The 14483-nt window shown below is 74.0% G+C and carries 11 protein-coding genes and 1 riboswitch; of the genes, 4 read left to right on the top strand and 7 right to left on the bottom strand.

The genetic code is table 11. The annotated features are described in order from the left end of the window. Positions 1-71 precede the first annotated feature (71 nt). A complete protein-coding gene (locus ACZ4VF_RS28895; protein ID WP_467929590.1) occupies positions 72-1730 on the bottom strand; it encodes a glycoside hydrolase family 13 protein in 1659 nt (552 codons plus the stop codon). An 80-nt stretch (positions 1731-1810) separates the two neighbouring features. Further along, on the bottom strand, positions 1811-2161 hold the full coding sequence (locus ACZ4VF_RS28890) for a metalloregulator ArsR/SmtB family transcription factor (RefSeq protein WP_467929589.1): 351 nt from the start codon (positions 2159-2161) through the stop codon (positions 1811-1813). An 80-nt stretch (positions 2162-2241) separates the two neighbouring features. Further along, positions 2242-2425: riboswitch (cobalamin riboswitch) on the top strand. A gap of 26 nt (positions 2426-2451) precedes the next feature. Here ACZ4VF_RS28890 and nicT point away from each other — a divergent pair. Continuing rightward, complete coding sequence (nicT, locus tag ACZ4VF_RS28885; protein WP_467929588.1) at positions 2452-3522, top strand: Nickel transporter NicT; 1071 nt, start codon at positions 2452-2454, stop codon at positions 3520-3522. Here the strand turns inward: nicT and ACZ4VF_RS28880 are convergent, their stop codons facing one another. Then, the gene (locus tag ACZ4VF_RS28880) at positions 3523-4485 is read right to left on the bottom strand and encodes a nucleoside hydrolase (protein ID WP_467929585.1); all 963 of its coding nucleotides are present in this window, start codon (positions 4483-4485) and stop codon (positions 3523-3525) included. Between the two features lie 31 nt (positions 4486-4516). Then, positions 4517-5755: a threonine--tRNA ligase gene (thrS, locus tag ACZ4VF_RS28875; RefSeq protein WP_467929584.1), complete on the bottom strand. Its 1239-nt coding sequence runs from the start codon at positions 5753-5755 to the stop codon at positions 4517-4519. A 332-nt stretch (positions 5756-6087) separates the two neighbouring features. Here thrS and ACZ4VF_RS28870 point away from each other — a divergent pair, with 332 nt between their 5' ends. Next, complete coding sequence (locus ACZ4VF_RS28870; RefSeq protein ID WP_467929583.1) at positions 6088-6879, top strand: hypothetical protein; 792 nt, start codon at positions 6088-6090, stop codon at positions 6877-6879. Between the two features lie 4 nt (positions 6880-6883). Here ACZ4VF_RS28870 and ACZ4VF_RS28865 read toward each other — a convergent pair whose 3' ends face one another. Beyond that, on the bottom strand, positions 6884-8227 hold the full coding sequence (locus ACZ4VF_RS28865) for a helix-turn-helix domain-containing protein (RefSeq protein WP_467929582.1): 1344 nt from the start codon (positions 8225-8227) through the stop codon (positions 6884-6886). A 365-nt stretch (positions 8228-8592) separates the two neighbouring features. Between ACZ4VF_RS28865 and ACZ4VF_RS28860 the strand changes: the two genes are divergently transcribed. Together ACZ4VF_RS28860 and ACZ4VF_RS28855 are read left to right on the top strand one after the other, a co-directional pair. Next, positions 8593-9834, top strand: coding sequence for an amidohydrolase (locus ACZ4VF_RS28860; protein ID WP_467929580.1), 1242 nt, complete (start codon positions 8593-8595; stop codon positions 9832-9834). Positions 9835-9958: 124 nt separating this feature from the next. Continuing rightward, complete coding sequence (locus ACZ4VF_RS28855) at positions 9959-11932, top strand: Ig-like domain repeat protein (protein WP_467929579.1); 1974 nt, start codon at positions 9959-9961, stop codon at positions 11930-11932. A gap of 3 nt (positions 11933-11935) precedes the next feature. Here the strand turns inward: ACZ4VF_RS28855 and ACZ4VF_RS28850 are convergent, their stop codons facing one another. Together ACZ4VF_RS28850 and ACZ4VF_RS28845 are read right to left on the bottom strand one after the other, a co-directional pair. Then, the gene (locus tag ACZ4VF_RS28850; protein WP_467929578.1) at positions 11936-13078 is read right to left on the bottom strand and encodes a hypothetical protein; all 1143 of its coding nucleotides are present in this window, start codon (positions 13076-13078) and stop codon (positions 11936-11938) included. 70 nt (positions 13079-13148) lie between these two features. Continuing rightward, positions 13149-14318 (bottom strand): PP2C family protein-serine/threonine phosphatase, encoded by a 1170-nt coding sequence (locus tag ACZ4VF_RS28845; protein WP_467929667.1) that lies wholly within the window; start codon positions 14316-14318, stop codon positions 13149-13151. Between the last annotated feature and the right edge of the window lie 165 nt (positions 14319-14483).

Raw genomic sequence — 14483 nt, 5'->3', positions numbered from 1 at the left:
GGCAACCGACGACAACGCCGCAGATGTGCGTGCCGGCCCCCGCGACCCCGGCGAGATCCGGAAGAGAGGCCCTAGGCCAGCCACACCGTGGTGTCCGGCGGCAGCGCGCTTCCCTCCGGCAGCGGGGTGCTGCTGAGCAGGACCTCGCCCGGCGGCAGCGGTACCGGCCCGGCGGTCACGTTGGTGACGCTGCGCCAGCCGTCGGAGCGCCTGAAGTCCAGCACACCGGCCGGTGCGTCCGGGGTCCAGGTCAGGGTCTCGCCCGCGAGCAGCTTGCGGCGCAGCCGCAGGGCCGTGCGGTACAGCTCCAGCGTGGAGCCCTCGGTCCCGGTCTGCGCGTCGACGGCGTACGCCGCGAAGGACGCGGGCTGCGGCAGCCAGGAGGCCCCGGGCCCGAAGCCGTGACTGGGTCCGGTCGTCGTCCACGGCAGCGGCACGCGGCAGCCGTCGCGGCCCTTGCGGACATGGCCGGTCTGCTCCCAGATCGGGTCCTGGAGCACCTCGACGGGCAGGTCGGCGACCTCCGGCAGGCCGAGTTCCTCGCCCTGGTAGAGGTAGGCCGAGCCGGGCAGCGCCAGCATCAGCAGGGTCGCCGCCCGGGCCCGGCGCAGCCCGGCCGCCGTGTCGACGGCGGGCGCGGCACCGTCGGCGAGCAGCCAGGCGGCCGGGTCGGTGTCCGGCGGCAGCATCAGCCGGGAGGCGTGGCGTACGACGTCGTGGTTGGACAGCACCCAGGTCGCGGAGGCCCCGGCGGCCCGGGCCGTGGCCAGCGAGCCGGTGATGACGTCCCGCAGCTCCCCGGCGTCCCAGCGGGCCTCCAGGTACTCGAAGTTGAACGCCTGGCCGAGTTCGTCGGGCCGGGCGTACAGGGCGCGGCGGTCGCCCGGCACCCAGGCCTCGGCGACGGCCATGCGCGGCGGGCTGTACGCGTCGAAGATCTTGCGCCAGTCCCGGTAGATCTCGTGGACCTCGTCCCGGTCCCAGTACGGGTGGCTGCCCGGCGGCACCAGCGGCAGCGCCTGCTCGCCGGTCGCGCCGAGGCCGCCGACGTCCCGCAGCGGTTCGGTGAGGTCCTTGGCCAGGCCGTGGGCGACGTCGACGCGGAAGCCGTCCACGCCCCGGTCGGACCAGAACCGCAGGGTGGTGCGGAAGTCGGCGCGGACCTCCTCGTTGTCCCAGTTGAGGTCGGGCTGTTCGGGGGCGAAGAGGTGGAGGTACCACTCCCCGTCGGGCACCCGCCGCCAGGCGCTGCCGCCGAACACCGACTGCCAGTCGGTGGGCGGCAGCTCCCCGTGCGCGCCGCGCCCCGGCCGGAAGACGTACCGCTCCCGGGCGGCGGAGCCGGGTCCGGCGCGCAGCGCCTCCTCGAACCAGGGGTGCAGGTGGGAGGTGTGGTTGGGGACGATGTCCACGACGACCTTGAGGCCGAGCCGGTGCGCCTCGGCGACCAGGGCGTCGAAGTCGTCCAGGGTGCCGAGGCGCTCGTCGACGCCGCGCGGGTCGATGACGTCGTAGCCGCCGTCGGCGAGTTCGGAGGGGTAGAAGGGGCTCAGCCACAGGGCGTCCACGCCGAGCGCGGCCAGGTGGTCCAGACGCTGGGTGACACCCCGGAGGTCGCCGAGGCCGTCTCCGTCGGCGTCGGCGAAACTGCGCGGGTACACCTGGTAGATGACGGCCTGGCGCCACCAGTCGGGGTTCCTGGGCGAGAGGTCCGGCGAGTGGTCTGCCATACGGGCTCCCATGGGACGGACGACAGTGCGGAATCTGTATCTGTCCACAGTGCCCGGAAAGGGAACCTTTTCGTGGGTGGTCAGGCCGTGCAGTGCTCCAACAGGCCCTGTACCTCCACGTCCACCACCCGGTACCGCACCACGCGCCCCTCCTTCTCCCCGGCCACGACCCCGGCCGCCCGCAGCAGCCGCAGGGCCTGGGAGACGGCCGGGTCGTTCATGCCCGTGGCGACGGCGAGGTCCGACACGGCGAGCGGCCCGGTGCGGTGCAGGGCGAGCAGCAGCGCGAGCCGGTTGGCGTCGGCCAGCAGGGAGAAACGGTCGGCCCAGGTGCGCAGGAGCCCCGCGTCGCCGATGGCGGCGATCGCCTCGCACACCCGGTGACCGTCGATGGTGCGACGGTCGGCTCGGTCGGCAGGCACGAGATGCATGACCACATCCTCGCAGGCGCACTTTTGTGATCTTGAATACCTGCGCGGGTGCGCAGCTATGCAGGGAACCGCGCGCCCCTCTACGGTGGGCGGGCCGTGGTGTTCGGGAAGTCGATGCAAGGTCGACGCGGCCCTCGCCACTGTGATCGGGGAGTTCCCGTCCCGTCCGGCACCCGCCGGGCCACTGGTCGTACGACCGGGAAGGCAGGGACGGCGGACGTGCGACCCGTAAGCCAGGAGACCGGCCACGGCACTCATGAAGTGATCCACGAGGTGCTGGAGCATGAACGATGGCCGATGTCACGACCTTCCGCTGGCGACGCGAGGACACCGTCAGGACGGCGGGCCTGATGGCGGTGATCGTCGCCCTGCACCTCGTGGCCTTCGGCATCCTGTACCTCCTCGTGGCCCCCCGCCACTACAAGGTCGGCACCGACGTCTTCGGGGTCGGTCTCGGCATCACCGCCTACACCCTGGGCATGCGGCACGCCTTCGACGCCGACCACATCGCGGCGATCGACAACACCACGCGCAAGCTGATGGCCGACGGCAAGCGGCCGGTGTCGGTGGGTTTCTGGTTCGCGCTCGGCCACTCCAGCGTCGTCGTCCTGCTGGCCCTGCTGATCGCGGGCGGCACCTCGCTCGCCGGCAAGGTGACGAACGAGGGCTCCACCACCCACCAGGTGCTCGGCTTCCTCGGTACGACGATCTCCGGCACGTTCCTCTACCTCATCGCCGCCCTGAACCTGGTCGCCCTGGTGGGCATCCTGAAGGTCTTCCGGGCGATGCGCGCGGGCGCGTACGACGAGAAGGAGCTGGAACAGCACCTGGACTCGCGCGGCTTCATGAACCGGATCCTCGGCCGCCTCACCAAGTCCGTCTCCCGGCCCGGCCAGATGTACCCGCTGGGCTTCCTCTTCGGCCTCGGCTTCGACACGGCCACCGAGGTCACGCTGATGGTGATGGCGGGCTCCGGCGCGGCGGCCGGCCTGCCCTGGTACGCGGTCCTGTGCCTGCCCCTCCTCTTCGCCGCCGGGATGAGCCTGTTCGACACCCTCGACGGCACGTTCATGAACTTCGCCTACCAGTGGGCGTTCGCCAACCCCGTCCGCAAGGTCTTCTACAACCTCGCCATCACCGGCCTGTCCATCGCGGTCGCCTTCTTCATCGGCACGATCGAACTGGTCGGCGTCCTGCACGAGAAGTTCGCCCTGCACGACGCCGTGACCGGCTGGATCGCCGGCCTCGACCTCGGCAACGTCGGCTACCTCATCGTCGGCCTGTTCGTGGCGGTGTGGGCGGCGGCCCTGGCGTACTGGCGGCTGGCCCGCGTGGAGGAACGCTGGTCGGCCGCCGACTGACTACCGCCGCACCGTCTCCAGGTACAGCTTCACGTACCGGTCGGCGTCGACCTCCAGCGCGACGTCCACCAGGGCCGTCTCACGGCCCCCCTCATGGATCTCCGACTCGCCCAGCCGGGGCCGCCGGTCGACGATGGTCTGGCCGCGGGTCGGGCCGGGGGCGAGGGAGACCTCGACCGGGAGGAGGCGGGTGGTGATGCCCTGCGGGTCGGCGACCGCGCACACCGCGCCGGCGTCGCCGAGGCCGCCCGCCTCCTCGGCCTCCGGCGGCTCGCCCTGGTGGGCCGGCCGGTGGGCGAGGAGTTCGCCGGCCAGGCGGGTGCCGGGCTCGCCGCTGCCGCGCAGCCGGTGCACCTCGGTGCTGTCCACGACGACCTGCCGGAAGACGTCCAGGCCGTACATCGTGATCGGCACCCCGGCGGTGAGCAGGATCGCCGCGGCCTCCGGATCGTGCCAGACGTTGAACTCCGCGACCGGCGTGGCGTTGCCGACCTCCACCGCCCCGCCCATGAACACGATCCGCTCGATGTTCCGGGTCACCTCCGGGTGGGTGCGCAGGAGCAGGGCGATGTTGGTCAGGGGCGCCGTCGGGATCAGGGTGACCGGGCGCGGGGAGGCCAGGATCTCGCGGTGCAGGAGCGTGACCGCGTCGACGTCCGCCGGGACCCGGGCCGGCGCGGGCAGGCCCAGGTCGCCCATGCCGTCGGCGCCGTGCACGGGGGCGTGGCGGGCGGGCTCCAGCAGCGGGCGCTCGGCACCCCGGGCCACCGGGATGTCGGGGGCGCCCGCCTGCTCCAGCACGGTGAGGGTGTTGCGGACCACGCCGTCCACGTCGGTGTTCCCGGCCACGCAGGTCACCGCCCTGAGGTCGAGTCCGGGGTGGCGCACGGCGAACAGCAGGGCCAGGGCGTCGTCGACACCGGTGTCACAGTCGATGATCACGGGGATGGGCTGACCGGTCACGGCGGACTCCTTCCGTCGCCTCGACCTTAGATCAGGCCCAGAGCGCGGTGCCGCGTGCCGCCACCCGTTCGGCGACGCGCCGCAGCAGCTCGCTCCCGGGCAGCGCACCGGGCCGGCGGCCGTCCCGCAGGCGCACGGCGGCCAGCCCGGCGCCGGCCTCCCGGGCCCCGATCACCGCCTGGTACGGCACCAGGCGCGCCGCGCGGACCCTGGCGCCCAGGGTCCCCTCCCCGGGCCCGGCGAGTTCGGCGCGCAGGCCCAGCGCGAGCGCCTCCCGGACCAGCGCCGCCGCCGGCTCCACCTGCTCCTCGGCCACCGGCAGCACCACCAGCTGCACGGGGGCCAGCCAGGCCGGGAACGCGCCGGCGTGGGTCTCGACGAGGTGGGCGACGGCCCGCTCCACACTGCCGATGATGCTGCGGTGCACCATCACCGGCCGGTGCTTCGCGCCGTCGGCGCCGATGTAGTGCAGGCCGAAGCGGGCGGGCTGGTGGAAGTCGATCTGCACGGTGGACAGGGTGGACTCGCGGCCCGCCGGGTCCGCGATCTGCACGTCGATCTTCGGGCCGTAGAACGCGGCCTCGCCCTCCGCCTCCTCGTAGGCCACCCCGGCCTCGGCGAGGACCTCCCGCAGCAGTCTGGTCGCCCGGCGCCACAGCTCCGGGTCGGCGACGTACTTGCCGCCCGCGCCGGGCAGCGAGAGCCGGTGGCGCACGGCCTCGATGCCGAGGTCCGCGTGGGCGCGGGCGATCAGCTCCAGCGCGGCGCGGGCCTCGGCCACCGCCTGGTCCAGGGTGCAGAAGACGTGCGCGTCGTTGAGGTGGATGGCGCGGACCCGGGTCAGGCCGCCGAGCACGCCGGACGGTTCGGCGCGGTGCATGGCGCCCAGCTCGGCGATGCGCAGGGGCAGTTCGTGGTGGCTGCGGGAGCGGGAGCGGTAGATCAGGGCGTGGTGGGGGCAGAGGCTGGGCCGCAGGACGACCTCCTCGGCACCGAGCCGCATCGGGGGGTACATGTCGTCGCGGTAGTGGTCCCAGTGCCCGGAGATCTCGTACAGCTCGCGCTTGCCGAGCACGGGCGAGTAGACGTGCCGGTAGCCGGCCCGGCGTTCGGCGTCCCGGATGTACTCCTCCAGGGTGTGCCGCACGACCGCCCCGTCCGGCAGCCAGTACGGCAGCCCGGAGCCCATCAGCGGATCGGTGCCGAACAGTCCGAGGGCCCGCCCGAGCCGCCGGTGGTCCACGACCTGCTCCTCCGCCTTGCCGTTCATCCGTTTCTCCTCCGTCGGGAGGCGGACGCCCCGGGGCACGACGAAGCCCCGGGGCGTGCGCCCCGGGGCTTCGATGCTGGTCAGGTGTCAGCGCGCCGGGACGGTGTCCGGCGTCGTCGTGCTCGACGGATGCGAGGAGGCGCGCTGCATACCGGGCACGCTACCGGGCCCCGCTCCCCCGGCACCACGGATTTCCGCCGCCCCCGCTCCCCCGGCACCACGGGTCCGCGCCGCGCCCCTCACCCGTACGGCCCGGAGCGCTGGTGAGGCGATCGGCCGGGTGGTGCCGTGAGATCAGGCACCACCGGCCGCACGCAGCCCAGGAGGCACCCATGTTCCCCGCGATACGCACCCGCGTCCCCCGTGGCGTCCTCCTCACCGTCCTCGCCGCCGGCCTGATAGCCGCCGGCGGCTGTGCGGCCCTCGGCCTGAAGCACCCGGCGAGCGCGCCGTACCCGCTGCCCACGATCGACCGGCCGAGCCAGACCTCCAAGGCGTCCGCGCGGGCCGACGGCTCCACGCTCAGCGACGAGCAGGCCAGGTCCGCGCTGATCAACGAGACCGACCTGGGCGCCCCCTGGACGCCCACGCGCGGCGCGGCCACCTGGCGGGACGGCCTGCTGAAGGCCCGGACCACGGCCGGGGAGTGCCAGCGGCTGCTGGACGCCCTGTACGACGACGAACTCCTCGGCGCCCCGGCCCGCGTCGCCGTCGGCCTGGACGACACCGACACCGACGCCCAGCTCCGCTACCAGATCGGCGCCCGCCGCCCCGCCGACGTCGACGCCGTCCTGTCCTGGCTGGGCACCCTCCCCGTGCAGTGCGCCCGCTTCACCGCCACCACCGAGACCGGCCTGGTGGAGGACGTCCGGGTCGTGGACGCCCCGCTGCCGGAGGTCGGCGACGCCCGGCAGGGCCTGCGCCTCACCCTCGGCACCACGAACGACGACGGCGAGGAGTACCTCCTCACCATGGACCTGGCCGCCGTCCGCGTCGGTGAGGACGCCTTCGCCCTCACCAACGCGGGCCTCGGCGACGTCCCGAACGACGCCACCCAGGCCGCCGTGCAGATCGGCGCCCTGCGGCTGGCGGACATCCGCAGGCAGGGGCGGGCCCAGGTGTGAGGGGTCACAGCGGCGGCTGCGCCGGTGCCGGCCCCAGGGTCGTGGTGCCGGGGGCGGTGCGGTGGCCGAGCCCGGTGCGGTAGGCGTCCAGGGCGGCCTCGACGCGGCCCGTGCGGCGCAGCAGGTCGCCGAGGAGGCGGCACAGGTCGGCGAGGTCGCCGGCGGCACCCGCGCGTTCCAGGAGGCTGAGGGCGCGGACGTAGTGCTCCTCGGCGGCCTCCGTGTCGCGGGCGTCCTCCGCGATGATCCCGAGCAGGCGGTGCGCGGCGGCGGCGTGGACGGCGCCGCGCTCGGAGGAGAAGTCGCCGAGGACGCCCTGCAGCAGCCCGGCGGCCTCCTCGGACCTGCCCCGGCGGTGCAGCACGTCGGCGAGCTCGACGGCGGCCTGGCTGCGGTACAGGGCGGCACGGCTCTCCGAGAGCATGGCGTACGCCTGCCGCAGTTCCGCCTCGGCCCGGTCGAGATCGCCGTTCTGCGCGCTGACGTAGCCGCGCATCCAGTGGCAGTTGGCCAGCTCGGTGCGCAGGCTCAGCTGCCGGTACAGCTCGGCCGCCTTGGCCAGGGAGGCGTCGGCCTCGGCGACCCGGCCCTCGGCGAGCAGGGTGCGGGCGACCGAGCGGTGCATCCGGGCGATCAGCGCGGGGTCTCCGGCCCGCGGGGCGAGCGCGAGGGCGAACTCGGCGGCCTGGGCGGCACGGGCGTGCGCGCCCATGTCCATGTACGGGCCGATCACGCTGGCGTAGAGCAGCAGCAGCGCGTCCGGGTCGTGCAGTCCGCCGCGGTTCAGTTCGTCGAGGGTGGACTCCAGGAGGTAGACGGCGTACCGCAGTTCGCCCGCCAGGTAGTGGGCCACGGCCCGGCCGCGGATGGCGGGCACCCGGACCGGCAGGGTCTTTCCGGCCAGTCGCTCCTCGGCCTGTTCGAAGTGCTCGCGGGCCGTCGTCAACTCACCGGTCTCCAGGGCGCATTCGCCGAGCCCGAGCAGCGCGGTCGCCTGTTCGCAGCCGAGCCCGTGCGTCTCCGCCTCCGCGCGCAGCACGGCGTACTGGGCGGCCGCCTCCTCGGCCCGGCCGTCGGCGAGGACCCGCTGGGCCTCGGTGAGCCGCAGCCGCAGATCCGTGGCCAGGTGGGCGGGGCGGCCCACGGCCAGCTCCTCAAAGGCCACGCCGAGCCGCTCCGCGATGTGCCGTAACGCCTCGTCGGAGGCGCGGACCCGGCCCGCCTCCAGCGTGGAGATGTAGGCGGGCGTGTACGCCGGTTCCGCCAGCTGCCGCTGGGTGAGACCCCGCTGCGTCCGCAGCCGCTGCACCCGCCGTCCGATGACCTCCGGGTCGTCCCGCTCGCGCATGCCCCCTGCTCCCCCCGGCTCCCCTGGCACCCCTTGCCGTCAGGCTCCGGCAGCCCCTACGTTAAACGGCGGATTAAGCATGCTTAACAGGCCGCTGTCGTGTTGCGAGGTCGCCGTGTCCGGACGTACATCCGCACCCTACGCACGCCCCACCGCACGGAGGGCCGTAACGGCCGCAGTGATCGCCGCGGCGGCCCTGCTGATAGCGGCCAACGCCGGCCCGGCGAGAGCGACCCCGGCCGCCCCGGCCGCGCCGGTCGCGGCACCGGCACAGCACGGCTGACGGGCCGGACGACGCACCGCCGGCCCGCCGGATCCCGTACCCGACACCACACGCCGGCCCGGAATCCCCCTACCCTGCGACCGTGACCTCACCTGCCGCCCGTACCGCGCTGGAGCTGACCGCCGACCTGCCCGTACCGGGCCTGGAGGAGTTCTACCGGGATCTGCACCGGCATCCCGAGCTGTCCCTGCGCGAGCACCGGACCGCCGGGAAGCTGGCCGAACGGCTCGGGAGGGCCGGGTTCGACACCGCCGAGGGCGTGGGCGGCACCGGAGTCGTCGGCGTGCTGCGCAACGGGGACGGCCCGACGGTGCTGCTGCGGGCCGACATGGACGCGCTGCCGGTGACGGAGGAGACCGGCCTGCCGTACGCCTCCGAGGTACCGGGCGTCATGCACGCCTGCGGGCACGACCTGCACGTCACCTGGCTGGCCGGGGCCGCGCGGGCGCTGGCGGCCGGACGGGACGCCTGGCGGGGGACGCTGCTGGTGGTGGGGCAGCCCGCCGAGGAGACCGGGCAGGGCGCGGCCCGGATGGTCGCCGACGGGCTGTACGAGCGGTTCGGGCGGCCGGACGTACTGCTCGGCCAGCACGCGGCGCCGGGCCCGGCGGGCCTGTACCCGCACGTGCCCGGCCTGATCATGTCCGCCGCCACGGACGTGGACATCGTGGTGCACGGCCGCGGCGGCCACGGATCCCGGCCGGAGGCGACCGTCGATCCGGTGGTGACGGCGGCCTATCTCGTCACCCGGCTCCAGACGGTCGTGTCGCGCGAGATCGCCGCGGGCGAGTCCGCGGTGCTGACGGTGGGGCGGATCGAGGCGGGCAGCCGGCACAACATCATCCCCGCCGAGGCCCGCATCGCGCTGAACCTGCGGACGCGGTCCGAGGCGGTGCGGCAGCGGATGCTGGCCGCGATCCGGCGGATCGCGCACGGCGAGTGCCTGGCCGCCGGCTGCCCGCGCGAGCCGGAGGTCACCGTGGGCGCCTGCTTCCCGATGACCGTGAACGACGCCGGCACGGACACCGCCGTCGCCGCCGTGCACGCCGAGGTGTTCGGCGCGGGCACGGTCTTCGACCCGGGTCCGGCGATGGGCAGCGAGGACTTCCCGGAGCTGGCGCTCGGCTCGCTCCCGTACGCGTACTGGTTCGTCACCACGACCCCCGCCGAGGTGTGGAAGCAGGCGCCCGGCGAGACGCTCCCGGAAAAATTCTCGGCCGTGCCGAGCAACCACAGCCCCCACTTCGCGCCCGACCTGTCCACCGTTGCCCCAGGTGTCCGCACCCTGGTCTCCGGGGCCCTGGCGCTGTTGTCACCGGCATGACCTACTCTTTGCGCACACTCGCCACGCGCGGTGCACACGGCTCATGCACAGGGGGCTCCACACGCCGCCGTGCCCACGCGCGGGCACCCACGTCTTTCTTTCGTTCCGGGGGGTTCGAATCAGCGTGCGCAAGCGCTCTCTCACGGCGGCCACCACCCTGGCGGTCCTCTTCAGCTCGGCGGCCCTCGCCGCCACTCCGGCGTCCGCCGACTCCACCGCCGTCCTGCCGGTCAGGACGACCGGTGACATCGTCGTGGACGCCGTCCACCGGCAGGTCTTCATCAGCGATCCGCTCAACGGCAAGATCGTCGTGACGGACTTCGCCGGGAAGTACCTCAAGCAGCTCGACACCAACCTCTCCGGCGTCCACGGCCTGGAGCTGTCCGCCGACTCCGGCACGCTCTACGCGGCCGTGCAGGACCTCGACGCCATCGCCGTCTTCGACACCGCCACCGACACCGAGACCACCCGGTACGAGGTCGGTGACAAGCCGCTCAGCGTGGCCCTCGCGGGCGGCAGGCTGTGGTTCGGCTACGGCGGCGCCGCCGACGGCAACATCGGCTCCGTCGACCTCTCCGCCGACGACCACAAGGTCACCCTCGACCAGGACGGCGACTGGTACCAGGCCCCGCTGCTGGACGCCGCGCCCGGCTCCAGCACCCTGATCGCCGGCGCGGTCGAGCAGAGCCCGGTCGAACTGGCCTCGTACGACGTCTCGTCGGGCACCGCCGCGAAGGTGGCGAGCACCCGCGAGGCGGGCAGCAACCTCGGCGACCTCCAGGTCACCCCCGACGGCAAGGACGTCGTGGTGGCCAGCGGCGCGCCCTACTACCAGCAGGTGTTCCGCACGTCCGACCTCGACGAGGACGGCAAGTACGTCACGGACGCGTACCCGAACTCCGTCGCCATCGCGCCGGACGGCACGGTCGCGGCGGGCATCGACGGCTCCTACGAGCCGGACGTCTACATCTTCAAGCCCGGCAGCAGCGAGGCCGTCCGCAGCTACGACTTCCCGAACACCGGCACCTCCAGCGGCTCCGACCTGCTCGCCCGCGGCGGTCTGGCCTGGGCCCCGGACGCCTCCCGGCTGTTCGCGGTGACCAGCAACAGCCAGGGCGTGTACTCCCTGCGGGTCCTGACCGCGCCCACCAAGGCGGCGAGCACGGTCACCGTGGACGCGCCGGCCACCGCGGCCCGCGCCAAGCGGCTCACCGTCAAGGGCAAGGTCGCCTCCAAGACGGCGATTCCGGCCGGCACCAAGCTGGCCGTGACCCGCACCGACCTGGAGTCCCCGAAGGGCAAGGCCCTCGCGGCGGCGGTCACCAAGGCCGACGGCACCTTCTCCTTCACCGACACCCCGCCCTCCGGCGGCAAGGTGACGTACACCGTGTCCTACGCCGGTGACGCCGGCCACGCGGCGGCCTCCGGCTCGGACTCCGTCGACGTCTCCCGCGCCAAGCCGGCGCTGACGGTCGACAACGACGGCAAGGTGTACGCGTACGGCAAGGACGTCAGGTTCACCGCGCACCTCGGCAAGACGTACACCAACCGCACGGTCGAGATCTGGGCCGACCCGTTCGGCGGCGACAAGCCGAACAAGCTGGTGAAGTCCGGCAAGGTCAACTCCGACGGCAACCTCTCGGTCACCCTGGACCTGAAGCGGGACACCAAGGTCACCGCGAAGTTCAAGGGCGACTCCCGCTACACCTCGGCGTCCGCCGCCAGCACCGTCGGCGCCCGGGTCAGCGTGGCCACGTCGGTCGGCAACCACTACAAGTCGAAGTACACGTGGAGCCACACGTACTACTTCTTCCACAAGACCAAGAACCCGCTGATCACGACCAAGATGCCCTACTACCCGGGCCGGGCGCAGAAGTTCGAGTTCGAGGTGTACTACCAGGGCCGCTGGTACCCGGGCGACCCCGCGTACTTCAAGCTCGGCTCCGACGGCGTCTCCCGGGTCACCATCACCGGCGACCACGGCGAGGACGTCGGCTGGCGCTTCCGGGTCCGCTCGTCGTACATCAACAGCGCCTCCGGTGACACCGTGAACTCCACGACGCACGGCGCCTGGAAGTACTTCACCTTCACCCGGTAGGCACTAGGGGGTGCCCTGCAGCTGGCGCAGCTGCCGCTGGACGTTCTCCAGCGCGCCCTGCCGGCGGCCGGGCACCCTGAGCCGCAACCGGGCGAGCGCGGGCCCGAGTTCACGGGCCCGCGCCGTGTCCTTGATACAGGCCCACTGGTGGTGGGCGCGGTCCACGGCCGCCTCCACCGCGGGCGCGTCCCCCGCCTGCCCGGCGGCCAGCCGCGCCTCGGCGACCCCCAGCCACATCCGGCAGCTGCGCGCCGCGTCCCCCGCGAACATCGCCAGGTCGGCCCGGACCTCGCTCCAGTGCAACGCGTGCTCGGACACCGCCCCGTACGCCCGCACGGCCTCCGCCTCGTGCCGGGCCGCCAGCCCGTCGGCCTCCGTGTGCCGCCCGGCCCGTACGGCGGCCGCGATCCCGGCGTGCGGATCGCCTCCCTGCGGTCCGGCCGGGACGGCGCCGGGTCCGGAAGCCGGTGCCGGCACGGCCGCGGGCCCGCTCCCGGCAGCCGGTGCCGGGACGACACCGCCCACGCCGGACAGCAGCAGGTCGCCCCTGGTCCCCTCCGCGATCCGGGCCAGCGCCTGCTGGTGCAGGGATTCCAGCGGAGGCCGGTGGCCGCTTCTCAGCAGGGTGGCCACCGTCTTCATGTACGCCGGCTCGGCCAGGCCCCGCCGGCCCGTGGCCGGGGCGACACGGCCGTACACCGCGGTGGTGCGGCCGCAGTCGAGGCCCCGCTCGGCGAGGTGGCGCCAGGCCTCGGCGTCGGCGTGCAGGTCGACCACGAGCGCGGTGTCCGCGGCGGAGCGCAGCCGGAGTTCCTCACGGATCCAGTGCCAGGGCAGCGCGGTGTAGCGCAGGGTCGCCGGGGTGGTGCGGGCCAGGGCCAGGTGGGGCTGGTGCTGGCGGCGGTCCAGGTGCAGCTGGCCGGTGACGTAGACGGTGAGCGGGCCGGGCGTGGCCGCGGCGGCGCGCAGCCGGGTGAGGACGGCCTGTGGTTCCAGCGGGTCGGCGAGTTCGACCACGTTCGCGGTGTCGGTGCCGGACAGCACGGCGGGGGCGACGGCGGCCAGCACCGGCAGGACACCCGCCGCGTCCACCAGACGCGCCCGGCCCAGCGGCGAGGCCGCGAGCAACAGCACGGTTCCGGGCATCGTGCTCCCCCTGTCCCGTAGATCCGGTCTCCAGCCAGCACCGTAGCCGCTGCCACCGCACGGCGGTGCCTCAGGACCGCAAACGTCCCTGTTCGTGGTCTTCGCCCCCGGCGCCCGGCCCGTCCCCGGTGTCCGTCCGCCGCACCGCGAAGATCGTGGTGTCGTCCTCCAGCCGGCCCTTGCTGTGCCGCAGCACGCCGTCGCGGACCCGGCGGACCAGGCGCCGGGGCTGGGAGCGGCCCGGGTCGGCGCCGACCGCGCGGGCGACCTCGCGGACCAGCGGGAAGAACGCGCCCGTCCCGTCACGGGCCTCGGTCACCCCGTCGGTGACCAGCAGCAGCGTCTCGTCGGCGGCCAGCGGCACCCGGCGCACCGGCGGCAGCCCGCCCGCCAGCTCGCCGAGGCCGAGCGGCACCCCCTCGCCGCCGGGCAGTTCGCGGACCCCGCGCGGACCGACGGCGAGCGGCGGCTCGTGGCCGAAGTTCACGACGTCGATCGCCTCCGCGGTGTCCTCGGGGAAGCCGATGAGGACGGCGGTGGCGAAGCGGTCGCCGTCGGCCCGGCCGAGCGCCGCGGTGTGCGAGCGGTGCCGCAGCATCCGGGTCTCCAGACGGGCGGCGACGGTCGCGAGGTCCTTCTCGTGGTAGCCGGCCTCGCGGAAGGTGCCGAGCAGCGCGGCGGCGGCCTCCACCGCGCCGAGGCCCTTGCCCTGCACGTCGCCGACCAGGACCCGGGTGCCGTGCGGGCCGGGCTGGATGTCGTAGAAGTCGCCGCCGACCCGGGCGTCCACGTCGGCGGCCAGGTACACCCCCGCGTGCTCCAGACCGGCCCAGCGCGGCGGCAGCGGGCGCAGCACCGTGCGCCGGGTGGTCTCGGCGATGTCCCGGATGTGCAGGACCTCCCGTTCCTGGCGCACCCGCACCACCGAGGCGATGGTGGCCAGCGCGCCGCCCAGGGCGACCAGCAGGAAGTCGCCGAAGCCGGCCTTGTACTGGTCCGGCCAGGCGCTGTCCACGAGGACGTACGTCACCACCGAGAGGACGCTGTAGGCGGCCGTCGTCCACACTCCGCAGATCGCGGCGGCGATGCCCGGGACCAGGACGATCCAGGTGATGATCCGGAACTGTTCGCCGGTGCTGAAGTCCAGCAGGATGATCCCGGCGAGCAGGGCCAGGGGAGGCAGCCAGGCGACGCTCCGCCCGCCGACCCGCAGCAGCCTGCGGCGCCGCCCGTACTCCATCTCCGTCACGGCCGGCAGTCCTCCATGAAGCTCAGCGAATCACGGGAGAGATCCGCCCGCATCCGGGCACTCGTGACCCGGTCCGGCCGAGTTGCCGGGCCCGGGCACCCGGTGTGCCCTGGAAACGTGCCCAGGGAGGGGCCCCGGCAGCGGGGCGTGCCCCGG

Source organism: Streptomyces sp. NPDC029151, from assembly GCF_055564315.1.
This window is presented reverse-complemented; position numbering and strand designations above follow the sequence as displayed.